22 protein-coding genes and 3 pseudogenes are annotated in these 21,459 nt (G+C 71.9%); 9 read left to right on the forward strand and 16 right to left on the reverse strand.

Features of this window, described 5'->3' with window-relative positions:
* Positions 1 to 24: 24 nt before the first annotated feature.
* The 4 genes from ACWDR7_RS02080 to rplS form a co-directional block, all read right to left on the reverse strand.
* On the reverse strand, positions 25 to 351 hold the full coding sequence (locus ACWDR7_RS02080; protein ID WP_449853276.1) for a DUF2469 domain-containing protein: 327 nt from the start codon (positions 349 to 351) through the stop codon (positions 25 to 27).
* An 87-nt stretch (positions 352 to 438) separates the two neighbouring features.
* Positions 439 to 1,098 (reverse strand): ribonuclease HII, encoded by a 660-nt coding sequence (locus ACWDR7_RS02085; RefSeq protein ID WP_449853277.1) that lies wholly within the window; start codon positions 1,096 to 1,098, stop codon positions 439 to 441.
* Complete coding sequence (gene lepB / locus ACWDR7_RS02090; RefSeq protein WP_449853278.1) at positions 1,095 to 1,829, reverse strand: signal peptidase I; 735 nt, start codon at positions 1,827 to 1,829, stop codon at positions 1,095 to 1,097. The genes ACWDR7_RS02085 and lepB overlap by 4 nt, the downstream gene beginning before the upstream one ends.
* A gap of 196 nt (positions 1,830 to 2,025) precedes the next feature.
* Positions 2,026 to 2,376, reverse strand: coding sequence for a 50S ribosomal protein L19 (gene rplS / locus ACWDR7_RS02095; protein ID WP_449853279.1), 351 nt, complete (start codon positions 2,374 to 2,376; stop codon positions 2,026 to 2,028).
* Positions 2,377 to 2,604: 228 nt separating this feature from the next.
* On the opposite strand from rplS, the gene map reads away from it, so the two are divergent.
* Both map and ACWDR7_RS02105 read left to right on the forward strand, forming a co-directional pair.
* A complete protein-coding gene (gene map / locus ACWDR7_RS02100) occupies positions 2,605 to 3,378 on the forward strand; it encodes a type I methionyl aminopeptidase (protein WP_449853280.1) in 774 nt (257 codons plus the stop codon).
* Between the two features lie 295 nt (positions 3,379 to 3,673).
* Positions 3,674 to 4,006: pseudogene (locus ACWDR7_RS02105) on the forward strand (nitrite reductase (NAD(P)H)); the annotation flags it as partial.
* Here the strand turns inward: ACWDR7_RS02105 and ACWDR7_RS02110 are convergent.
* The 5 genes and pseudogenes from ACWDR7_RS02110 to rpsP all read right to left on the reverse strand — a co-directional run.
* Positions 4,007 to 4,294, reverse strand: a pseudogene (locus tag ACWDR7_RS02110) (formate/nitrite transporter family protein); the annotation flags it as partial.
* A gap of 135 nt (positions 4,295 to 4,429) precedes the next feature.
* On the reverse strand, positions 4,430 to 5,119 hold the full coding sequence (gene trmD, locus ACWDR7_RS02115) for a tRNA (guanosine(37)-N1)-methyltransferase TrmD (RefSeq protein WP_449853281.1): 690 nt from the start codon (positions 5,117 to 5,119) through the stop codon (positions 4,430 to 4,432).
* Position 5,120: 1 nt separating this feature from the next.
* Complete coding sequence (gene rimM / locus ACWDR7_RS02120) at positions 5,121 to 5,702, reverse strand: ribosome maturation factor RimM (protein WP_449853282.1); 582 nt, start codon at positions 5,700 to 5,702, stop codon at positions 5,121 to 5,123.
* A 1-nt stretch (position 5,703) separates the two neighbouring features.
* Positions 5,704 to 5,934, reverse strand: coding sequence for an RNA-binding protein (locus ACWDR7_RS02125; protein WP_449853283.1), 231 nt, complete (start codon positions 5,932 to 5,934; stop codon positions 5,704 to 5,706).
* Between the two features lie 5 nt (positions 5,935 to 5,939).
* Entirely contained in the window at positions 5,940 to 6,356 is a 417-nt protein-coding gene (gene rpsP, locus ACWDR7_RS02130; protein ID WP_449853284.1) for a 30S ribosomal protein S16, read from the reverse strand.
* 304 nt (positions 6,357 to 6,660) lie between these two features.
* Here rpsP and ACWDR7_RS02135 point away from each other — a divergent pair, with 304 nt between their 5' ends.
* From ACWDR7_RS02135 to ACWDR7_RS02155, 5 genes are read left to right on the forward strand one after another with little or no spacing between them, the layout of a single operon-like run.
* Positions 6,661 to 7,674, forward strand: coding sequence for an iron-siderophore ABC transporter substrate-binding protein (locus ACWDR7_RS02135; protein ID WP_449853285.1), 1,014 nt, complete (start codon positions 6,661 to 6,663; stop codon positions 7,672 to 7,674).
* 10 nt (positions 7,675 to 7,684) lie between these two features.
* Positions 7,685 to 8,740 (forward strand): FecCD family ABC transporter permease, encoded by a 1,056-nt coding sequence (locus ACWDR7_RS02140; RefSeq protein WP_449853286.1) that lies wholly within the window; start codon positions 7,685 to 7,687, stop codon positions 8,738 to 8,740.
* Entirely contained in the window at positions 8,740 to 9,792 is a 1,053-nt protein-coding gene (locus tag ACWDR7_RS02145) for a FecCD family ABC transporter permease (protein ID WP_449853287.1), read from the forward strand. Before ACWDR7_RS02140 ends, ACWDR7_RS02145 begins: the two co-directional genes overlap by 1 nt.
* Complete coding sequence (locus ACWDR7_RS02150; RefSeq protein ID WP_449853288.1) at positions 9,789 to 10,643, forward strand: ABC transporter ATP-binding protein; 855 nt, start codon at positions 9,789 to 9,791, stop codon at positions 10,641 to 10,643. The genes ACWDR7_RS02145 and ACWDR7_RS02150 overlap by 4 nt, the downstream gene beginning before the upstream one ends.
* A complete protein-coding gene (locus tag ACWDR7_RS02155) occupies positions 10,640 to 11,560 on the forward strand; it encodes a siderophore-interacting protein (RefSeq protein WP_449853289.1) in 921 nt (306 codons plus the stop codon). Before ACWDR7_RS02150 ends, ACWDR7_RS02155 begins: the two co-directional genes overlap by 4 nt.
* A gap of 7 nt (positions 11,561 to 11,567) precedes the next feature.
* On the opposite strand, the gene glpK is transcribed toward ACWDR7_RS02155, so the two are convergent.
* On the reverse strand, positions 11,568 to 13,076 hold the full coding sequence (gene glpK / locus ACWDR7_RS02160) for a glycerol kinase GlpK (protein WP_449853290.1): 1,509 nt from the start codon (positions 13,074 to 13,076) through the stop codon (positions 11,568 to 11,570).
* A gap of 94 nt (positions 13,077 to 13,170) precedes the next feature.
* The gene (locus ACWDR7_RS02165) at positions 13,171 to 14,166 is read right to left on the reverse strand and encodes a sugar-binding transcriptional regulator (RefSeq protein ID WP_449853291.1); all 996 of its coding nucleotides are present in this window, start codon (positions 14,164 to 14,166) and stop codon (positions 13,171 to 13,173) included.
* 116 nt (positions 14,167 to 14,282) lie between these two features.
* Between ACWDR7_RS02165 and ACWDR7_RS02170 the strand changes: the two genes are divergently transcribed.
* Entirely contained in the window at positions 14,283 to 15,986 is a 1,704-nt protein-coding gene (locus ACWDR7_RS02170; protein ID WP_449853292.1) for an FAD-dependent oxidoreductase, read from the forward strand.
* A gap of 103 nt (positions 15,987 to 16,089) precedes the next feature.
* Positions 16,090 to 17,925, forward strand: coding sequence for an alpha/beta hydrolase family protein (locus ACWDR7_RS02175; RefSeq protein ID WP_449853293.1), 1,836 nt, complete (start codon positions 16,090 to 16,092; stop codon positions 17,923 to 17,925).
* 57 nt (positions 17,926 to 17,982) lie between these two features.
* Here ACWDR7_RS02175 and ACWDR7_RS02180 read toward each other — a convergent pair whose 3' ends face one another.
* From ACWDR7_RS02180 to ACWDR7_RS02200, 5 genes and pseudogenes are all read right to left on the reverse strand, one after another.
* Positions 17,983 to 18,624, reverse strand: a complete 642-nt coding sequence (locus ACWDR7_RS02180) for a bifunctional 4-hydroxy-2-oxoglutarate aldolase/2-dehydro-3-deoxy-phosphogluconate aldolase (protein ID WP_449853294.1) — start codon at positions 18,622 to 18,624, stop codon at positions 17,983 to 17,985.
* 8 nt (positions 18,625 to 18,632) lie between these two features.
* Complete coding sequence (locus tag ACWDR7_RS02185) at positions 18,633 to 19,508, reverse strand: sugar kinase (protein WP_449853295.1); 876 nt, start codon at positions 19,506 to 19,508, stop codon at positions 18,633 to 18,635.
* Positions 19,498 to 20,277: an IclR family transcriptional regulator gene (locus ACWDR7_RS02190; RefSeq protein ID WP_449853296.1), complete on the reverse strand. Its 780-nt coding sequence runs from the start codon at positions 20,275 to 20,277 to the stop codon at positions 19,498 to 19,500. Before ACWDR7_RS02190 ends, ACWDR7_RS02185 begins: the two co-directional genes overlap by 11 nt.
* 68 nt (positions 20,278 to 20,345) lie before the next feature.
* Positions 20,346 to 21,182: a 5-dehydro-4-deoxy-D-glucuronate isomerase gene (gene kduI, locus ACWDR7_RS02195; protein WP_449853297.1), complete on the reverse strand. Its 837-nt coding sequence runs from the start codon at positions 21,180 to 21,182 to the stop codon at positions 20,346 to 20,348.
* Positions 21,182 to 21,459 (reverse strand): annotated as a pseudogene (locus tag ACWDR7_RS02200) (hypothetical protein); the annotation flags it as partial. The pseudogene ACWDR7_RS02200 and the gene kduI, both read right to left, overlap by 1 nt.

Raw genomic sequence — 21,459 nt, forward strand, 5'->3', positions numbered from 1 at the left:
GGCGAGCGCGCCGGAGCGGCAGGCTCACTTGCCGTCGAGCGAGAGGTCCTCCGGCAGCTGGAAGTCGCGCCGGGTCAGCTCCTCGATGTTGACGTCCTTGAACGTCAGCACGCGCACCGACTTCACGAAGCGGTCGGCGCGGTAGATGTCCCACACCCATACGTCGCTCATCGTGAGCTCGAAGTAGAAGTCGTTCTCGGTGTCGTGGCGGACGACGGAGACCTCGTTGGCGAGGTAGAAGCGGCGCTCGGTCTCGATCACGTACTGGAACTGACCGACGACGTCGCGATACTCGCGGTACAGCGCCAGCTCGAGTTCGCGGTCATAGTCCTCGAAGACATCGTCATCCATGGTGCGTCCATCCTATGTGCCGGAGGAGTCGGCGGATCCACGCGGCCGCGCGCCGCCGACGGCACCGGGCGCCGCCGATCGGGCGCGTCAGAACAGCGTCGGGGCGTCGGCGATCGCCCACGAGCGGCGGTGGTGCGGGCTGAGGCCGTGCTCTCGGATCGCGTCGCGGTGCACGGCGCTCGCGTACCCCTTGTTGCGCCCCCACTCGTACGGCGGATGATCGTCGTGCAGCAGCGTCATGTGCGCATCCCGCGCGACCTTCGCGATCACCGACGCGGCCGAGATCGACGCGCAGTCGCGGTCGCCCTTCACGACGGGGCGCACGTCGAGCCCCCGGCCGCCGGCCGGAGTGATGTAGTCGTGGTTGCCGTCCAGCAGCACCACGCCCGCGGCGGCGGCGAAGCCCTGCTCCTCGACGGCGGCGAGGGCGCGCAGCGCCGCCAGCCCGAGCGCCCGGATGATCCCGATCTCGTCGATCTCGGCGGCCGACGCCCAGCCCACGGCGCTCGCGCGCACCCACGAGGCGGCGCGTGCGGCCACCTCGGGGCGGCGCGGCTCCGAGACGAGCTTGGAGTCGCGCAGTCCCTCCGGCACGCGCCGGCGCGCGTCGGCGGCGTCGATCACCGAGGCCCCCACCGCGACGGGCCCCGCCAGCGCGCCGCGGCCGACCTCGTCGCACGCGAACACGAGCGGGGTCTCGCGCAGCAGCCGCCGCTCGAGCGTCAGGCGCGGCGCGACGACGGTCACTGCGCGCTCTCCGGATCCGGCACGCTCTGGAACGCCTTCGTCCCCTCGATCGGCCCGAAGCGATCCAGCGGCCACGTGCGCAGGAACACCCGCCCCACGACGTTGTCGATCGGCACGAAGCCGTCGCCCGGCTGTTCCCTGTTGTAGCGGGAATCCTTCGAGCGGTCGCGGTTGTCGCCCATGACCCACAGCGAGCCCTCGGGCACCACGACGTCGAACGGATCGTTCGAGGCCCGCGTGTCGCCGGCGGGCAGTTTGAGGTAGCCCAGCTCGTCGACGGCCTGACCGTTCACGGTGATCTGCCCGAGACCGTTGCAGCACACCACGTGATCGCCGGGAAGCCCCACGACGCGCTTGACGAGGTGATCCTCGGAGTCCGAGGCGGAGATGCCGATGAGCGTGAGGAACCAGTCGATGCCCTCCTCGATGGGCGTGCGCTCCGCCGGGGGAGGCGTGTCGAGCCATCCGCCCGGATCCGCGAACACGACGATCTCGCCGCGCTCGTACTCGTTCCAGTGGGGCGTCAGCTCGTCCACGAGGATCCGGTCGTCGATGAGAAGCGTGTCCTCCATCGACGGGGATGGGATGTAGAACGAGCGGACGACGAACGTCTTCACGAGGAACGACACCACGACGGCGATCACGACGATCACGAGGATGTCCCGCGCGAAGAGGGCGATCCCGCGGCGGCGGGTACGGGGCGCGGCGTCGGCGGTGTCTGAACTGCTCATGTGATCCTTCGTCAGGCCCCGGAGCGGGCGCTGCTTCAAGCGTCGCACATCCCGCCGTGCACTCCCCTCCGCGAAACAGCATTTGCGCGCCGAGACAGCGGCGCGTGCACACTGTCTCGGCGCACAGTTGCTGTCTCGCTGAGGTCGGGAACGCGAAAGCGCCCCGGTCCGACAGACCGGGGCGCTTCGGAAGGGGTCACGCGTTGGTGCGCTTCTCCTTGATCTTCGCCTTCTTGCCGCGCAGCTCGCGCAGGTAGTACAGCTTCGCGCGACGCACGTCACCGCGGGTGACGACCTCGATCTTGTCGATGACCGGCGAGTGCACCGGGAACGTGCGCTCCACGCCCACCTGGAAGCTGATCTTGCGGACCGTGAAGGTCTCGCGCACGCCGCCGCCCTGGCGGGCGATCACGACGCCCTGGAAGACCTGGACACGCGAGCGCGAGCCCTCGACGATGTTCACGTGCACCTTGACGGTGTCGCCGGGGCCGAACGCGGGGATGTCGGTACGCAGCGATGCCGCGTCGACGGCGTCAATGAGGTTCATGGCGCAATCTTTCTGCGGCCGCCACAGGTCGACCGCCATCGAAGGAAGTAGATTCTCGTGCGGTGAGGCCGGATCCCGGCCCTCGGCTCCCCTGAGGCAGAACCGAAGCGGCGGCGCGCAACGGCGCACCGTGCCACGGCACAGCTGTCCATTCTGCCACGGATCGGCGAGCGGCCCAAATGGGAGCGCACGGCGTCCGCTCCCGGATCATCCGGGAGAATGGACCGCATGATCGAACTGCGCACCCCCGCCGAGATCGAGCAGATGCGGCCCGCCGGCCGCTTCGTCGCCGAGACGCTCGCCACCCTGAAGGACGAGACGAAGGTCGGCACCAACCTGCTCGACATCGATCGGCGCGCGCACGACATGATCCGCGCCGCCGGCGCCGAGTCCTGCTACATCGACTACCACCCGTCGTTCGGCGCCATGCCCTTCGGCAAGGTCATCTGCACGTCGATCAACGACGCCGTGCTGCACGGGCTGCCGTTCGACTACAACCTGCGCGACGGCGATCTCGTCACCCTCGACTTCGCCGTCTCCGTCGACGGCTGGGTGGCGGACTCCGCCGTGTCGTTCATCGTCGGCGCGCCGCGCGACGAGGACCTGCGCCTCATCGACACCACCGAGCGCGCGCTCGACGCCGCCATCGCCGCCGCCGTCGTCGGCAACCGGATCGGCGACATCTCGGCGGCCATCGCGGCGGTCGCGCACGGCGACGGCTACTCCATCAACACCGACTTCGGCGGCCACGGCGTGGGCCGGACGATGCACGGCGACCCGCACGTGCCGAACGACGGGCGCGCGGGCCGCGGCTACCCGCTCAAGCCCGGCCTCGTCCTCGCCCTCGAACCCTGGCTGCTGCAGACCACCGACGAGCTGTTCACCGACCCGGACGGCTGGACGCTGCGCGCCGTGGACGGATCGCGCGGCGCGCACTCCGAGCACACCGTCGCGATCACCGAGGACGGCCCGATCATCCTCACCGACCGCTCGCACCTCTGATCGGGGCGCGGCTCACGCCGCCGCACGGCGGGATGTGAGGGTTTCGTTCGCGCGAGGTAATTCCCGGGCGCGGGGCCGGAAACACGCGGTTCCTAGCCTGGCCGCATGAGCGCTCCCTCCCCCGCAGTCCCGCAGCAGGTCGTCGTGGTCGGCGCCGGCATGGTCGCGCATCGCCTCGTCGAGAGCCTGCTGGCCCGCGACGACGCTCCGCGGCGGATCACGGTGATCGGCGACGAGGGCCGGCTCCCCTATGACCGCGTCGGCCTCACGGCGTACTTCGAGGGCCGCTCCCCCGACGGTCGTGCCGCGCATGCCGGGCGGCGAGGTCACGCCCGAGGGGCTCATCGCGGTCGGGCAGGTGGCGAAGGACTTCGGCCTGTACACGAAGATCACCGGCGGGCAGCGGATCGACATGTTCGGCGCGCGGCTCGAGCAGCTGCCGCTCATCTGGCAGCGCCTCGTCGACGCGGGCTTCGAGTCGGGCCACGCGTACGGCAAGTCGCTGCGCACGGTGAAGTCGTGCGTGGGGTCGACCTGGTGCCGCTACGGCGTGCTCGACGCCGTCGGCATGGCCGTGCGCCTCGAGCTGCGCTATCGGGGCCTGCGCGCCCCGCACAAGCTCAAGGTTGATGCCGGGCCGCTTGTCGATGAGCGCCATCGGCGCGAGGGTGAACACGCCCGTGAGCAGGTCGAAGCCCAGCAGGTACAGCAGGATGAAGCCGACGGGGAACAGCACGGCGCCCAGCAGCGGCTGGCCGGTCTGCGTCGACACGGTGATGGCGAATGCGGCGGCGAGGGCGAGGATCGCGCCGCCCATGAACGCGCGGATGAGCGTGTCGCGCGTGGACATCAGGACCTTGGACTGGCCGGCCTCGATCATGGACTGGGCGAGATCGGCGGGCGGGACGTACGACATGGGTGCCTCCGGTGCGAGTGATCGGTGGTGCGTACCGACCACTGTGCGCGCGCGGCGTTACCGCCGCGGTCGCCGCCCGTCACGCGCAGGGAACGTTGTGATCACGGCGCGCGGTGCGCGGGTGTGAGAACGCGCTCAGTCGCCGTCCGGAAGCAGGTCGGGCCGCACGCGTCGCGTGCGCTCCAGGCTCTGCTCGCGCCGCCACGCCGCCACCCGCGCGTGGTTGCCGCTGAGCAGCACGTCGGGCACCTCCCGCCCGCGCCAGACGGCGGGCTTGGTGTAGATCGGGTACTCCAGCAGCCCCGCGTCCTCGTGCGACTCCTCCACGAGGCTCTCGGGGTTGCCGACCATGCCGGGAATGAGCCGCGCGACGGCCTCGATCATCGCCATCGCGGCGACCTCGCCGCCGTTGAGCACGTAGTCGCCGAGGCTCACGAGGCGCACGCGGCCCCGCTCGGCGTACTCGTCGATGACGCGCTGGTCGATGCCCTCGTACCGCCCGCACGCGAACGCGAGCTGCGACTCCTCGGCCAGCTCGCGTGCCATGCGCTGTGTGAAGCGCTCCCCCGCGGGCGACGGCACGATGAGCACGGCGTCGTCGCCCAGGATCTCGTCGAGCGCCTCGCCCCAGGGCTCCGGCTTCATGACCATGCCGGCGCCGCCGCCGTACGGGGTGTCGTCGACCGTGCGGTGCCGGTCGTGCGTCCAGTCGCGCAGGTCGTGCACGCGCACGTCCAGCAGGCCGCGCTCGCGCGCCTTGCCGACGAGCGAGACGCCGAGCACATCGAAGAACGCCGGGAAGATCGTGACGATGTCGATGCGCATGTCAGCTCTCGGCGGCGTCCTCGTCCGCCGGCGGCTCGTCCGGCAGCTCCTCGAACAGGCCGGCGGGCGGCGTCACGACGATGCGGCCGCCCTCCACGTCGACCTCGGGCACGATCGCCGCGACGAACGGGACCATGACCTCCCGGTCGCCGGACTTGACGATGAGCAGATCCTGCGCCGGGAAGTGATCGACGCGGGCCACCTTGCCCACCACGGATCCCTCGCGGATCACGTCCAGCCCGACCAGCTGGTGGTCGTACCAGGCGTCGGGCTCGGCCGGCTCGTCCTGGTCCTGATCGATCCACAGGATCGCGCGGACGAGGGTCTCGGCCTCGGTGCGGTCCTCGACTCCCTCGAGGAAGACCACGGGGTGACCGTTCATCCACTTGAACTCGCGGACGGTCACGCTCCTGCCGTGCCACTTGGAGCCCTCGGGCACCTGCAGCGTGAACGACGCCCCCGGCACGAAGCGCCGGTCGGGGTCGTCGGTGTACAGCTCCACCTTGAGGGCGCCCTTGAGGCCGTGAGCCTTCAGCAGGCGACCGACGCGGAGCTGCGTCCTCCCTGCGCGCGGTGTCGCCACGTCAGCCGTCCGCGACGTCGACGCGCACGCGCTTGCCGTCCGCGAGCGCCGCCACGACGGTGCGCAGCGCCTTCGCGGTCCGACCGCCGCGCCCGATCACGCGCCCCCGGTCCTCGGCGGCGACGTGCACTTCGAGCACGTCGCCCCGCGGGGACGAGGAGGACACGATGCGCACGTCGTCCGGGCGATCCACGATCCCCTTGACGACGTGCTCGAGCGCGGCGGCCAGCACGGCGATTACTCGGCGGTCTCGGCCGGAGCCTCGGCCTCGGCGGGAGCCTCGGTGGGCTCCTCGGCCTTCTTCTCGGCCTTGGGCTTGACGACCGACTTCTTGCTGGCGTCGATCTCGAACGCCGGCTTCTCGCCCTTGACCTGGACGGTGGACTTCGCGTCCTTCTCGCCCTTGAAGGTGCCCCAGTCGCCCGTGAGCTTGAGGATGGCGCGGACCTGCTCGGTCGGCTGGGCGCCGACCGACAGCCAGTACTGCGCGCGCTCCGAGTCGACCTCGATGAACGAGGGCTCCTCGGTGGGGTGGTACTTGCCGATCTCCTCGATCACGCGACCGTCGCGCTTGGTGCGCGAGTCGGCGACGACGATGCGGTAGTAAGGTGCGCGGATCTTGCCCAGGCGCTTCAGACGGATCTTGACAGCCACGATTCTCCTGTGGTGTGTGAAAGTGAACGAACCATTCGCCGGTGCGTGGGGTCATGCACGCCAGCGGGAAGCTCAAAAGGGTGGATCGCTGCGCTGGATAGAGGGTCGAGCGCGCGCTCCAAACCTCTATTCTGCCAGATCCGTCGGCCCGCGACGAATCCCGGACCGCACCGTGTCGCTTTCTCGCGAATGATTCGGAACTTGCACATCGCGTCGAGTTAGGTGAACCTTGCTTGAGGCTCCCGAAGTTAGGTGAGCCTCACCTCTACCCGCTGATGTGCCATCCTCCGAAAGGGAGGCCCCCGTGGTCCGCAGGCCCCTCATCGCCCTCGCCGCCGGCGCCGCGTCCCTCGCGCTGCTCGCCTCGTGCGCCGCCGACACCACCGCGGACGCCGGCGGCGGCTCCGACGACACCATCACGGTCGAGCACGCGCTCGGCACGACCAAGGTGCCGGCGCACCCGGAGCGGGTGGCGGCGGTCGGCTGGGGCAACCACGACACCGCGCTCGCGCTCGGGATCGCGCCGGTGGGCGTCGACGACCAGACCTGGTCGATGGACGGCAGCGACGGCCTCGGCATCTACGAGTGGTCGCTCGACGCGTACGCCGAGCTCGGCGCCGAGGATCCCGTGATCTTCGACACGACCGACGGCGTGGACTTCGAGGCCATCGCCGACGCCGCGCCCGACGTCATCATCGCCGCGCAGTCGGGCCTGAGCGAGGAGGACTACGCGACCCTCAGCGAGATCGCCCCCGTCGTCGCGCACCCCGGCGTGCCCTGGCTCACCGGCTGGCGCGAGTCGATCGCACTCAACTCCGAGGCGCTCGGCATGAAGGCCGAGGGCGAGGAGCTCATCGCCGACCTCGAGCAGCAGATCGCCGATGCCACGGCCGAAGCCGGCTTCGAGGGCAAGACCGCGGCGTTCTTCTCCTTCAACGAGGCCGACCTGTCGACCACCTCCGTCTACACCGACGGCGACGTGCGCTCGGCGTTCCTCGGCGACCTCGGCTTCGACATGCCGCAGGTCGCCATCGAGGCGGCCGAGAGCGGCACCTTCTACGCCGACATCGCCGCCGACAACGCCGACCAGCTGGCCGACGTCGACGTCATCGTGACCTACGGCCACGAGTCGCTGCTGGAGGCCCTGCAGGCCGATCCGCTGTGGAGCACGGTGCCCGCGGTGCGCAACGGCGCGGTCGTCACGGTCGGCGCGGGCGAGCCGCTCAGCGGCGCCGTGAGCGCGACCGCGCTGTCGATCCCGTGGATGCTCGACGAGTACGTCGGGCTGCTCTCCGACGCCGTCGCCACGGCGGAGTGAGACGGCACCTGTGACGATCGGCCTGGCCGCACGCCGGGGCGCCCCCACCACCACGGTGCGGGCGCCCCGGCGCGGCGTCGTCCTCGCGGCAGGCATCGCCGCGGTCGGGCTCTCGATCGTGCTCTCCCTCGCCTTCGGCTCGCGCTTCGTCAGCCTCGCCGAGGTCGTCGAGGGGCTGTCGGCGTGGACCCGCGGCGAGGTCGCGGCCGACATCGGGGCGATCGCCGTGCAGGAGCGCATCCCGCGCACGGTGCTCGCGCTCCTGGCCGGAGCCGCGCTCGCGATGTCGGGCGCCGTCATGCAGGCGATCACCCGCAACCCGATCGCCGATCCGGGGATCCTGGGCGTCAACACGGGCGCCGCGCTGTTCGTCGTGTGCGGCATGGCGCTGTTCGGCATGACCACGGCGTTCCAGTTCCTCGGCCTGGCGCTGGCCGGCAGCCTGCTCGCCGCCGCCTTCGTCTACCTCGTGGGGTCGGTCGGGCCGGGCGGCGCGACGCCCATCAAGCTCGCCCTCGCGGGCACGGCGACGACCGCGGCGCTGTCGTCGCTCGTGAGCGCCGTGCTGCTGCCGCGCGCGCAGGCCATGACCGAGTTCCGCTTCTGGCAGGTCGGCGGCGTGGGCGGGGCCTCGTGGGAGAACATCGGCATCGTCGCCCCGCTGCTCGCCGTCGCCGCCGCCGCGGCGTTCGCGCTCGCGCCGGCGCTGAACGCCCTCGCCCTCGGCGACGACGTCGCCGTGGGGCTGGGCGTCAAGGTCGGCCGCACCCGCGCGGTCGCCGCGATCGCCGGCGTGGTGCTGTGCGCCGGGGTGACCGCCGTCGCCGGGCCGATCGCCTTCGTCGGCCTCATGATCCCGCACGTGGTGCGACTCGTCTCGGGCCCGGACCAGCGCTGGCTGCTGCCGCTGTCCGCCCTCGGCGGCGCCGTGCTGCTCACGCTCGCCGACACGGCGGGGCGCGTGCTCGGCTCGCCCGGCGAGGTCGAGGCCGGCATCCTCACGGCCTTCCTCGGCGCGCCCGTGCTCGTCATCATCGCCCGCCGCACCCGGATGAGGGCGCTCTGATGGCCGTCGCCCTCGCCCCCGCCGCCGCGACCGACATCGCGGCGCTGCGCCGCGGCCGCTCCCGGCGCGCGCGGCGCCGCGTCGTCGGCATCTCGATCCTGTCCGTCCTGCTCGCGGGGCTCGTCGTCGCGATGGTGATGCTCGGATCCACGATCTACCCGATCTCGGATGTGCTCGCCGTCCTGGCCGGCCAGGACGTGCCGGGGGCCTCGTTCACGGTCGGGCGGCTGCGCATCCCGCGCGCCGTCACGGGGGTGCTCGCGGGCATCGCGCTCGGCATCGCCGGGTCGACGTTCCAGACGCTGCTGCGCAATCCGCTGGCGAGCCCCGACGTGATCGGCATCACGTCGGGCGCCAGCGCCGCCGCCGTGCTCGCGCTCGTCGTCCTGCACCTGTCGGGCGGTGTGACGATGGTGTTCGCGCTGGCCGTGGGCATCGCCACCGCGGTCGTCATCTACCTTGCCGCGCGCGGCGGCGACTCCACGGGCGGCCGCCTCATCCTCATCGGCATCGGCGTGGGCGCCATGCTCGACGCCGTCGTGTCGTACCTCATCCAGCGCGCCGCCGAGTGGGACGTCGCCACCGCGATGCGCTGGCTCACCGGCAGCCTCAACGGCTCGCGGATGGAGGACGTGCCCCCGCTGCTCGTCGCCGTCGTCGTGCTCGTGCCGCTCGTGCTGCTGCTCTCGCGCGACCTCGACGCCCTGGCGCTGGGCGACGCGTCGGCCACCGCGCTCGGCGTGCGCGTGGACCGCGCGCGCGTGCTCCTCATCGTGTGCGCCGTGGCCCTGGCGTGCTTCGCGACCGCCACCACCGGGCCGATCGCCTTCGTCCCGTTCCTGGCGGGGCCGATCGCCGCGCGCATCGTGGGCGCGGGCTCGTCGCTCGTCGTGCCGTCGGCGCTCGTGGGCGCCTGCCTCGTGCTGGCGGCCGACCTGCTCGGGCAGTTCGCCTTCGGCACCCGGTTCCCCGTCGGCGTCATCACCGGCGTCCTCGGCGCTCCGTACCTCCTGTATCTGCTCATCCGATCCGCCAAGCGAGGTCGCTCATGACCGCACACGTCCTCGAGGCCCATGGCCTCCGCGCCGGCTACGGCGCCGTCACGATCGTCGACGGCGTCGACCTCGCGCTGCCGCCGGGCAAGATCAGCGTCATCGTGGGCGCCAACGCCTCCGGCAAGTCCACGCTGCTGAAGACGCTCGCGCGCCTGATCACGCCGCAGGCCGGCTCGGTCGTGCTCGACGGCGCGGCCATCGGCGAGGTCCCGACCAAGCAGCTCGCGCGCACGCTCGGCCTGCTGCCGCAGATGCCCGTCGCGCCCGAGGGGATCGCCGTCGCCGACCTCGTCTCGCGCGGTCGGCACCCGCACCAGAAGCTGTTCCGCTCGTGGACGGCCGAGGACGAGCAGGCCGTGGCCCGCGCCCTCGCCGAGACGGGCACGACCGAGCTGGCCGACGCCCCCGTCGACGAGCTCTCGGGCGGGCAGCGCCAGCGCGTGTGGATCGCGATGGCGCTGGCGCAGGAGACCGAGGTGCTCCTGCTCGACGAGCCCACCACGTACCTCGACCTGGCGCACCAGGTCGAGGTGCTCGATCTGCTCACCGACCTCAACCGCGAGCGGGGCACCACCATCGCGATGGTGCTGCACGACATCAACCTGGCCGCCCGCTACGCCGACCACCTGTTCGCGATGCGCGACGGCCGGCTCGTCGCGTCCGGCGCCCCGGGCGAGGTCGTCACCGCCGAGCTGATCCGAGACGTCTTCGGGCTCGACGCCCTCGTCATCCCCGATCCCGTCTCCGCCACCCCGCTCATCCTGCCGCGCGGCCGTCACCACGTCGTCGAGGGCGACGCCGCCGCGACCGGACCAGCCACCGCGACCCCGCAGGGAGCCACCGCATGACCATGACCGCCGTCGACACCCGGCCCCACCGCTTCTTCCGCGGCCGCGTGGCGCGCATCCAGGACCTCACGCCCAGCTTCCGCCGGTTCACGTTCACGGGCGACGACATGCACGAGTACGCCGACACCGGCTTCGACCAGCGCGTGAAGATCGTCTTCCCCACCGACAGCGCGACGCTCGATGCGATGCCCGACGGCGAGGACTGGTACCTGCGCTGGCGCGAGCTGCCCGCCGAGAACCGCCCGCCGTTCCGCACCTACACGACGCGCGCCGTGCGCCCCGAGGCGGCCGAGGTCGACATCGACATGGTGGCCCACGGCGTGCAGGGGCCGGCCTCGGCCTGGATCGAGAGCGCCCGCGTCGGCGACGAGGTGATGATCTTCGCCCCGACCGTGCACCACGAGGGCGTGAGCCTGGGCATCGACTTCGTGCCGCCCGCCCGCACCGAGCAGTACCTGCTCGTCGGCGACGAGACGGCCGCCCCGGCGATCGCCGTCATGCTCGAGCAGCTGCCGCGCGAGGCCACCGGCGTCGTCGTGCTGGAGGTGCCGGACGAGCGCGACTGCGCGTACCTTCCCTCGCACCCGGGCTTCCGCGTCTACGCCTCCGGCCGCGGCGCGGGCGATCGCCACGACCACCTGCTGCGCGCCGTCGAGGCGCACGCGGCCGTGCTGTGCCCCGAGGGCCGCGGCGCCGAGGTCGAGGAGATCGACATCGACGCGGGCCTGCTGTGGGAGGTCCCGCGCACGGCGAAGGGCGGCGCCGCCCTGAAGTCGGCGCCGCTGTACGCGTGGATCGCGGGCGAGGCGAGCGCCGTCAAGCAGCTGCGCCGCCACCTCGTGCAGCAGGTGGGCGTCGACCGCCGCGCCGTGGCCTTCATGGGCTACTGGCGGCTCGGGCGCGCCGAGAACGAGTAGCGCCGGCTCACGCCCAGTCGAGCGTGCGGGCGACCGCATCCTTCCAGCGCGCGAGGCGCTGCTCGCGCTCGTCCTCGTCCATGGCGGGCTCCCAGCGCCGGTCCTCGGCCCACAGCGACTCGAGCTCCTCGAGCGATTCCCAGAACCCGACCGCCAGGCCCGCCGCGAACGCGGCGCCGAGGCACGTCGTCTCCGAGACCGCCGGGCGCACCACGGGCACGCCCAGGATGTCGGCCTGGAACTGCATCAGCAGCTCGTTGTGCACCATGCCGCCGTCCACGCGCAGCTCGGCGAGCGGCACGCCCGCATCGGCATTCATCGCGTCGATCACCTCGCGCGACTGGAACGCCACCGCCTCGAGCGCCGCGCGGGCGAAGTGGCCCCTGTTGGCGTAGCGCGTGAGTCCCGCGATGACCCCGCGCGCGTCGGAGCGCCAGTGCGGCGCGAACAGGCCCGAGAACGCGGGGACGATGTGCACGTCCCCGTTGTCGTCCACGGTGCGGGCCAGCGTCTCGACCTCGGGCGCCGTGCGGATGATGCCCAGGTTGTCGCGCAGCCACTGCACGAGCGAGCCGGTGACGGCGATCGAGCCCTCCAGGGCGTACACGGGCGCCTGCTCCCCCAGGCGGTACGCGACGGTCGTGATGAGGCCGTGCTCCGAGCGCACGATCTCCTCGCCCGTGTTGAAGAGCACGAAGTTGCCCGTGCCGTAGGAGTTCTTCGACGTGCCGCGGTGGAACGCCGCCTGCCCGAAGGTGGCGGCCTGCTGATCGCCGAGGATGCCGGAGACGGGCGTCTCGCGCAGCAGGCTGTGCGGGTTGGCCGCGGCGTACACCTCGCTCGACGAGCGGATCTCGGGAAGGATCGCGCGCGGGATGCGGAAGACGTCCAGCATGTCGTCCGACCAGTCGAGCGTGCGCAGATCCATGAGCAGCGTGCGGCTCGCGTTGGTCACGTCGGTCACGTGCACGCCGCCGCCCTCCGCGCCGCCCGACAGGTTCCACAGCAGCCAGGTGTCGATCGTGCCGAACAGCAGCTCCCCCGCCTCCGCGCGCTCGCGGGCGCCGTCGACGTTCTCGAGGAGCCACGCGAGCTTGGACGCGGAGAAGTAGGCGTTCAGCGGCAGCCCCGTGATGTCCGCGAAGCGATCGTGCCCGCCGTCGGCCGCGAGCTCGTCGATCCGATCCTGCGTGCGCGTGTCCTGCCACACGATCGCGTTGTGGATGGGACGCCCGGTGGCCTTCTCCCACAGCACGACGGTCTCGCGCTGGTTGGTGATGCCGACGGCGGCCACCTCGTGCCGGGTGATCTCGGCCTTCGACAGCGCCTGGCCGATCACCTCGCGCGTGTTGCGCCAGATCTCGAGGGCGTCGTGCTCGACCCAGCCCGGCCGGGGGAAGATCTGCTGATGCTCCGTCTGCCCCGTGGCGATGACGCGGGCCCTCCGGTCGAACACGATCGCCCTCGTCGACGTGGTGCCCTGGTCGATCGCGACGACGTACTGGGGGTTCGACACGGCGGTACTCCTTCGTTGCCTCGTTCGGGACGTGGCACCAGGCTAGAGCGGTGCGCGCGCGATCGGCGCGCCGGGTGCACGAACGTGCGGGGCGTCAGCCGCCCACGAGCTGGCGCGCCAGCTCCTCGTCCAGCACGAGGTCGGTGACGACGCGCGCCGCCAGCGCGCCGCGCACGGCCGGCAGCTTCGGGGTGCCCGAGACGACGCAGACGCGGCGCGGGACGCGGCGCAGCCGGTCGATGCCGGGACCCGTCGCCCGCGCGTTCAGCGCGATGTCCCGCCACGTGCCGTCCGCGCGGAAGAACACCGTCGCCACGTCGCCGACGGCCCCGTCCTCCCGCAGCCCGCGGTAGTCGGCCTGCTCGAGGTAGCCGCCCACGTAGACGCGGCTCGGCACCTCGGCCAGCGGCGAGCCGAGGCCGAAGATCGCCACGTCGATGCGGTCCTGGATGCCGAGCACGCGGCGCGTGCTGCGCTCGCGCCACATCGCCTGCTTCGTGGCCGGATCGTCGAAGAACGCCGGCACCGGGAACTGCTGCACCCGCGCGCCGAAGGCCTGGCCGAAGCGGTCGAGGATCTCGCTGGCGTACTCGATGCCCGATGTCTGGGTGTTGCCGGCGCCGTTGAGCTGCACGACCGTCGTCCCGTGCGTGTCGCGCGCGGGCAGGTGGCGGCTGATCGCCCCGATCGTCGATCCCCAGGCCACGCCGATGGCCATGTTCGAGTCGACGAACCCCGAGATGAGGCGCGCGGCCGTCAACGCGACGCGCTCCAGCCGGTCGACCTCGCTCACTCCCGGGCCGACCGGCACGACGTGCGCGGCGATGCCGAAGCGGTCGCGGATCTGCCGCTCCAGGGCGGCGCCCTTCTCGAGCGGCGAGTGGATGCGGATGTCGACCAGCCCGGTCTCGCGCGCGTGGCTGATGAGGCGCGACACCGAGGAGCGCGACGTGTGCAACTCGCGGGCGATGGCATCCATCGTGAGGTCCTGCAGGTAGTACAGCTGCGCCGCCGTGAGGGCGCGGAGGAGCTTCGGGTCGCCCGCGCGCGCCGGCGATCCGCTTCCCGCGCCGTCGATCACGTCCGTCATGCCTCGCACCCTCCTGCACATTCGTGCACTCGCCTTGCGCATCCTCCCCGGCCCGCCCAGCCTAGTCCTGAGCGCGGTGAGTCGGCCGCGCGCTTCCCCCGAGCCGAAGGAGCCCGATGAGCATGCCTGCAGCCACGCACCGCCGCGAGGAGACGATCGCCGCGATCCGCGAATCGGGCCGACCCCAGGTGCTCATCGTCGGCGGCGGCATCAACGGCATCGCGACGTTCCGCGACCTGGCGCTGCAGGGCGTCGACGTGGTGCTCGTCGAGCGGGGCGACTTCGCCTCGGGCGCCTCGGCGGCCTCGAGCCACATGATCCACGGCGGCATCCGGTACCTCGAGAACGGCGAGTTCCGCCTCGTGCACGAGTCGGTGCAGGAGCGCAACGGCCTGCTCGCCACGGCGCCGCACTACGTCAAGCCGCTGAAGACGACCATCCCGATCTACTCGTTCTTCTCCGGCCTGCTGAACGCGCCCATGAAGTTCCTCTTCAACCGCTCGGGCAAGCCCGCCGAGCGCGGCGCGCTCATCATCAAGGCCGGCCTCGTGATGTACGACCTGTTCGCCAACTCGGGCCGGGCCACGCCCTGGCACGCGTTCCGCGGCCGCTCGCGCTCGCTGCGCGAGCTGCCCCGCCTGAACCCCGGCGTGAAGTACACGGCGACCTACTACGACGCCTCCATGCACGACCCCGAGCGGCTCGCGCTCGACGTGCTCGGCGACGGCGTGCGCGCCGGCGGCCGCGCGCTCAACTACGTCGAGGCCGTCGGCCGCGACGGCCGGTCGATCGTGCTGCGCGACCACGTCACGGGCGAGGAGTTCACCGTCTCCCCCGACGTCGTCGTCAATGCGTCCGGCCCCTGGACCGACCTCACGAACGAGGCGCTCGGCGACGCGACGACGTACATGGGCGGCACGAAGGGCTCGCACATCGTGCTCGACAACCCGGAGCTCGTGAAGGCGACGGGCGGACGCGAGATCTTCTTCGAGCACGAGGACGGCCGCATCGTGCTCATCTACCCGATCAAGGGCATGGCGATGGTCGGCACCACCGACATCCCCGCCGACCCGCGCGAGCCCGCCCGCTGCACGGACGAGGAGGTGTCGTACTTCCTCGACCTCATCGCCCACGTCTTCCCCGATGTGCCCGTCTCGCGCGACGAGATCGTGTACAAGTTCAGCGGTATCCGCCCCCTCCCGAAGAGCGACGCCACCGTCGCCGGGCAGATCTCGCGCGACTACCGCGTGGAGGCCACGGAGCTCGGCGGGCTTCCCGTGCTGAGCCTGGTGGGCGGCAAGTGGACCACGTTCCGCGCGCTCGGCGAGACGCTCTCGACGCGCGTGCTCGAGCGGCTCGGAGCGCCGCGCCGCGTGAGCACGAGGGGGCTGGCGATCGGCGGCGGCCGCGACTACCCCCGCACGCTCGGCGACCGCGCCGTGTGGCTGCGCCGTCACCTCGGCGGCGAGGACGACCGCACCCGCCTGCTGCTGGAGCGCTACGGCACCAGGGCCGCCGACGTGTGGGCGCACCTGACCGCGGGCGAGGACGAGACGCTGCTCGGCGGCGAGCTGTCGACGCGCGAGCTCGACTGGATGGTGCGCGAGGAGCACGTGGTGCATCTGGCCGATGTCGTGCTGCGCCGCACGTCGCTCGCGTTCACCGGCCGGGCCGACGTCGCCTCGCTCACCGTGATCGCCGACGCCCTCTCCCCCATCCTCGGGTGGGACGAGGACACGCGCGCTCAGGAGCTCGCGGACACGATCGGCCTGCTGCGCGAGGAGCACGGCGTCGATCTCCCCGACTACGCCACGCGCTGACGCCCGTGACGTGACCCGCCCGCTCCATGCGGTCGGGTTTCTCGCGAGCGCTGCCGCTCGCATCCCTTACACCCGATGAAGGAGTCCCCACACCATGACAACGATGTCACGCCGTCGCAACAGCGCGCTCGTGATCCTGTCGCTCCTGCTCTGTCTGATCTCGGCCGTCGGTGCCGCGATCGTGCAGACCGGCGGCGGTTCGACCGAGGTCAAGGACCTGAAATGGGAGACGAGCTCGGGCCGCGCCATGAACGCGCTCCTGTTCGTCCCCGAGAACGCGACGGCCGATGAGCCCGCGCCGGCCGTCGTGGTGAGCCACGGCTGGTGGAACAACCGCGAGATGCAGACCGCGAACTACGTGGAGCTCGCGCGCCGCGGATTCGTGGTGCTGTCGATCGACATGTACGGCCACGGCAACTCCGACCCGCTGCCGGCCGATGAGCTGGCCGTGGGCGGCACCGGCATGTACGACGCCGTGAAGCTGCTCGCCGACCTGCCCTATGTCGACGTCGACCGCATCGGCGTCGAGGGGCACTCGAACGGCGCGCGCGCCGCGAACTTCTCCGTTCAGCTCGACAACGAGGCGGACGAGCAGCTCATCTCGTCGGTCATGCTCGTCGACAACGAGGCGTTCTACACGGACGAGGACGGCGCGTACACGAACATCTACGGCTCGCGCGACGTCGGGCTCGTCGCCGACCAGTACGACGAGTTCTTCTTCCGCTCGTACACTGCCGAGGGCGCCGTCGCGACCACGCCGCGCGAGTTCGCGGGCACGCCCAACGCGCAGTCGTTCCTGCACTTCGGCGAGAACCCCGAGGGGCTCGACGAGCGCGTGCCCGACGAGTACTACACCGAGACGATCGACGGCGAGGAGGCCGTGCGCTTCCTCAGCACGCCGGCGCAGACCCACCCGTGGAGCACGCAGTCGAAGTACACCACCGCGGATGTCGTGGGCTTCTTCGACACCACGCTGGGCGCCCCCAACCCCATCGAGCCCACCTCGCAGGTGTGGCAGTGGAAGGAGCTGTTCACGGCGCTCGGCCTGATCGGCTTCGGCATGTTCCTCGTCGTGTTCACACGCGAGCTGCTGTTCACGCGCGCCTTCGCGGGCCTGCGCGACGAGGTGGCCCCGGCCGAGAAGACGACCGCGAAGGGCCTCGCCTGGTTCTGGGGCGGCCTCGTCGTGTCGGCCGCGATCTCGGCGCTGTCGTACGTGTGGCTGAGCCAGCAGTCCTGGCTGACGGGCATCGTCCACAACGCCGTGCCCAACCCGGTGCCCACCGGCTCGGTGTTCTTCATCGCCGTGTGGGCCGCGGTCAACGGCGTGGCGGCGATCGCCATCATGCTGCTGTCGTACTTCCTCTACGGCCGCAAGGCGGGCCAGAGCCCGCGCGCGCTCGGCATCTGGCCGGGCTGGAAGCGCCTGCTGCAGAGCGTGGGCCTCGTGGCCGTGGCGACGACGGCGACCTTCCTGCTCGTGTTCCTCGCGGACTACTTCTTCAAGACCGACTTCCGCCTCTGGGTGCTGGCCGTGAAGGTGTTCCCGCAGGACAAGATCTGGTACGGCCTGTTCCTGCTGCCGCTGTTCCTGATCTACTTCGTCGCGAACTCCGTGTCGATCAACGTGTTCAACCGGTTCACGCTGGCCGGCCGCGAGTGGGTGAACACCGCCGTGCTGGCGCTGTTCAACTCCCTCGGCCCGATCGTGCTCGTGCTGCTGCAGTACCTCACCTTCTGGGTGACGGGCGACCTCGTGCCCGGCTTCGGCGGCATCTACAGCATCTGGCTGTTCCCGGTGGTCGTGATCCTCGCGTTCACGGCCGTGGTCACCCGCAAGATCTACCGCGAGACGAACAACCCGTACATCGCCGGCATCCTCAACGCCGTCGTCGTGTCGATCGTCTCCGTGTCGAACTCGCTCGTCATGACCTACTGATCCGTCCCGGCGAACGGCCCCGGAGTCTCACGACTCCGGGGCCGTCTGCGTTCCGGTTCAGGGGCGGGCGCGATCCAGCGCGTCGCGGAAGAGGCGCGCGCGGCGGGTGACCTCGTGGGTGTCGCCGGCGGCCAGCGCCGAGGCGGGGACGAGGTCGCCTCCCGCGCCGACGGCCACGGCGCCCGCCGCGAACCACTCCGCCAGGTTCTCGGGCGTCACGCCGCCCGTGGGCATGAGCGGCACGTCGGGGAACGGCCCTCGCAGCGCCCGGAGGAACGACGGACCCACCGCCGAGGCCGGGAAGATCTTCACGACGTCGACGCCCGCCGCCGTGGCCGTCATCACCTCCGTGGGCGTGAGCGCGCCGGTCATGGCGACGGCGCCCGTGGCGCGCATCCGCGCGGCGAGCGCCGGGACGGTGCCGGGGCTGACGAGGAACGCCGCGCCGGCGTCCGCCGCCTCGCGCGCCTGCGCCGCCGTCGTCACGGTCCCCGCGCCCACGTACGCGACATCGCCGTGGCGCCGGATCGCCTCCGCGATCACGGCCGCGGCGTCGGGCGTGGAGTACGTCACCTCGATCCCCGTGATGCCGCCGCGCACGAGCGCGTCGATCGCGTCGAGGGCCGCGGCGGCGGCGGGCGCGCGCAGCACCGCGAACACCCCGGCGTCGCGTGCCCGGATCAGTCGGTCCTCAGCCATGGTCTCCCCTACATGTCCCGCGTGCTCGACAGCGCGATGGCGGCGCACTCGTGCCCTCGTCGCAGGCTCTCTCCCACCGGCGCGTCGTCCAGCACGCCGGAGAGGAAGCCCGCCGCGAACGCGTCGCCGGCCCCCACCGGCTCGACGACGTCGACGCGCGGCGCGGCCTCGAAGATGCGCGCGCCGCGCGCGTAGGCCGTCGCACCCACCGCGCCGTCCTTCACGACGAGCGTCGCCGGGGTGTCGAGCAGCGCGCGCACGTCGTCGGCGTCCCGCGTGCCCCACAGCCCCTCGGCCTCGTCGAGCCCGACGAACGCGATGTCGGCGCGGCGGGCCAGGTCGCGCAGCACGGGGGCCGCGTGCGCAGCGTCCCACAGCGGCGCGCGGTGGTTGACGTCGAAGCTCACGGGAATGCCCGCATCGCGCGCGGCGTCGAACGCGGCCGACAGCAGCGCGCGGCAGCCGGGCGAGAGCGCGGCGGTGATGCCCGTCACGTGCAGCAGCGCGACCTCGCCCCAGTCCACGCCGGCGAGCAGGCGCGCGTCGGCGTGCGACGCGGCCGACCCGGCACGGTAGTAGTGCACCCCGCCGCCCGGGTCCTTCACGTACAGGCCCGTCGGGTGGGCGTCGTCCCACTCGATGCGCGTCGTCACGCCGACGGCGCGCAGCGATCGCGCGATGCGCTCCCCTATCGGGTCCCGGCCGAGCCGACCGAGCCAGACGGCGTCGTGCCCGAGCGCCGCCAGCCGCGCCGCGACGTTCGACTCCGCGCCGCCGGGCTCCATCCGGAACAGGTCGGCGTCGACGACGGGCTCGCTGGCGACCGGCGCGATCACGGCCATCGTCTCGCCGATGCACAGCACGGGCCGGCGGTCAGCGGGCATCGTCCCGCGCCTCGCCCGTGTAGCCCAGGCTCGCGCTGATGCCGCGCGCGGCGCGCATCACCTGCTCCGACACCTCGCGCAGCCGGGAGATGGGCAGCTCGAACTCGAGCGCCGAGATGCTCACGCCGCCGATCGCCCTGCCGGACGAGTCGAGCACCGCCGCGCCGATGCAGCGCAGGTTCGCCTCGTTCTCGCCGTTGTCGATCGCCCAGCCCCGCTGCCGCGTGGCCCGCAGATCGTCGAGCAACGACGCGACCGTCGTGTGGGTGGCCTCCGTCACGCCGCGCATGCCCGTGCGGTGCATGATCTCGGCGACCTCCTGATCCGACCGCGCCGCCAGCACGGACTTCCCGATCGAGGTCGAGTGCAGCGGCACGAGGCCTCCCACGCGCGAGACCATGCGGTACGAGCCGCGGCCGTCGAGCTTGGCGGCGTACATGACGGCGTCGTGCTTGACGAGCCCGAAGTGCACGGTCGCCCCGGTCGCCTCGCGCAGCGCCTCGAGGTGCGGCCTGGCCTGCCTGTTGATCTCGGCGTCGTCGCTCAGCAGCCCCGCCAGCGCCAGCATGCGGCGCCCCGGCCGGTAGCGCTTCGCGTCGTCCTGGTACACCCAGCCGTTCGCCACGAGCTCCGAGAGGATGCGGTGGACGGTGCTGTTGGACAGGCCCGTCGCCTTCGCGAGGTCGGACAGCCGGTCGTTCGAGAGCACGGCCTCGAGCACCGCCAGCCCCTTCGCGAGGGCGGACGCCTGCCCCGTCTGATCGCTCATCCCCACCATTCTCGTGCCGGGCTCCCTCTCCGCGGCGCCGCGTGCGGCGACGCCGTCGCGTGCGGCCATCAGCGGATGCCGGCGACGGGGATGCCCTCCGCGTCGTCGTACGTCGCGTTCTCACCGGACGTCGCCCACACGAAGCTGTAGGAGCCCGTCCCGGCGCCGAAGTGCATCGACCAGCTGGGCGAGACGACGAGCTCGCGATCCGCGACGACGAGATGACGGCTCTCGTCGGGCTCGCCCATCACGTGGAACACACGGTCATCGGGCTCCAGGTCGAAGTAGAGATAGCACTCCGTGCGGCGGTCGTGCGTGTGCGGCGGCATCGTGTTCCAGACGCTCCCGGCATGCACCGTGGTGAACCCGAAGGCGATGTTCGCGCTCACGGTGCGCCCCTCGATGACGCACTGGTGCAGCGTGCGGCGATTGCCCGAGGCCGCGTCGCCGAGCTCGACGATGTTCATGCGATCCCGCGTGATGAGGGTGTTCGGGTGCACGGCGTGCGCGGCGGCCGTGAACACGTAGAACGCGGCGGGATCGGACGGATCGTCCGACGCGAACGTCACGTCGCGCGTGCCGCGCCCCAGGTACAGCGCCGTCGTGTGGGCCAGCGCGTACGTCTCGCCGTCGGCGGTGACGGTGCCGGGACCGCCCACGTTGAGGATGCCCGCCTCGCGGCGCTGCAGCAGGTGCTCGGCGCGCACCTGGTCGGGCAGCGGCAGGGCGATCGGCTCGCGCTCGGGCACGATGCCGAAGGCGGCGATGCGGTCGTGGTGCGTGTAGACGCCGTGGGCCTCGCCGGGGACGAACAGCCCCTCGGCGAGGAACGCGCGCCGCAGCTGCGCCGTGTTCATCGCGGCGGTCGCCTCGGGGCTGTGCGCGTAGAGCGTGCGGATGTCCATCAGTTCCCTCCCTCGTGGGTCTCGCGCCAGGCGGCCAGCGCCTCCATGGCGAGTCCCTGGCCCCATGGCTGCGGCCGATCGTCGCGGATGACCGAGTAGCCGAACGGGATCAGCTGCAGGATCGTGCCGGCGCTCACGCGCGTCAGCACGCCGTCGTCGACGTACGCGACGGCGCCGAGCACGGCGCGCTCGCCCGCCGCGCGCAGCCGGGCGTGGCGCTCGGCCTTGGCCTTGTGCACGACGTTGGCGCCGAGCTTCGTGAGCCCGTCGATGACAC

The organism is Microbacterium sp. NPDC003461, from assembly GCF_053588335.1.

Bases quoted from the DNA above. Each gene is read 5' to 3' on its own strand.
- ACWDR7_RS02080 (WP_449853276.1), bottom strand. From the start codon at position 351: ATGGATGACGATGTCTTCGAGGACTATGACCGCGAACTCGAGCTGGCG.
- lepB (WP_449853278.1), bottom strand. From the start codon at position 1,829: ATGAGCAGTTCAGACACCGCCGACGCCGCGCCCCGTACCCGCCGCCGC.
- rplS (WP_449853279.1), bottom strand. From the start codon at position 2,376: ATGAACCTCATTGACGCCGTCGACGCGGCATCGCTGCGTACCGACATC.
- map (WP_449853280.1), top strand. From the start codon at position 2,605: ATGATCGAACTGCGCACCCCCGCCGAGATCGAGCAGATGCGGCCCGCC.
- trmD (WP_449853281.1), bottom strand. From the start codon at position 5,119: ATGCGCATCGACATCGTCACGATCTTCCCGGCGTTCTTCGATGTGCTC.
- ACWDR7_RS02145 (WP_449853287.1), top strand. From the start codon at position 8,740: ATGGCCGTCGCCCTCGCCCCCGCCGCCGCGACCGACATCGCGGCGCTG.
- ACWDR7_RS02150 (WP_449853288.1), top strand. From the start codon at position 9,789: ATGACCGCACACGTCCTCGAGGCCCATGGCCTCCGCGCCGGCTACGGC.
- ACWDR7_RS02155 (WP_449853289.1), top strand. From the start codon at position 10,640: ATGACCATGACCGCCGTCGACACCCGGCCCCACCGCTTCTTCCGCGGC.
- ACWDR7_RS02165 (WP_449853291.1), bottom strand. From the start codon at position 14,166: ATGACGGACGTGATCGACGGCGCGGGAAGCGGATCGCCGGCGCGCGCG.
- ACWDR7_RS02170 (WP_449853292.1), top strand. From the start codon at position 14,283: ATGAGCATGCCTGCAGCCACGCACCGCCGCGAGGAGACGATCGCCGCG.
- ACWDR7_RS02175 (WP_449853293.1), top strand. From the start codon at position 16,090: ATGTCACGCCGTCGCAACAGCGCGCTCGTGATCCTGTCGCTCCTGCTC.
- ACWDR7_RS02180 (WP_449853294.1), bottom strand. From the start codon at position 18,624: ATGGCTGAGGACCGACTGATCCGGGCACGCGACGCCGGGGTGTTCGCG.
- ACWDR7_RS02185 (WP_449853295.1), bottom strand. From the start codon at position 19,508: ATGCCCGCTGACCGCCGGCCCGTGCTGTGCATCGGCGAGACGATGGCC.
- ACWDR7_RS02190 (WP_449853296.1), bottom strand. From the start codon at position 20,277: ATGAGCGATCAGACGGGGCAGGCGTCCGCCCTCGCGAAGGGGCTGGCG.
- kduI (WP_449853297.1), bottom strand. From the start codon at position 21,182: ATGGACATCCGCACGCTCTACGCGCACAGCCCCGAGGCGACCGCCGCG.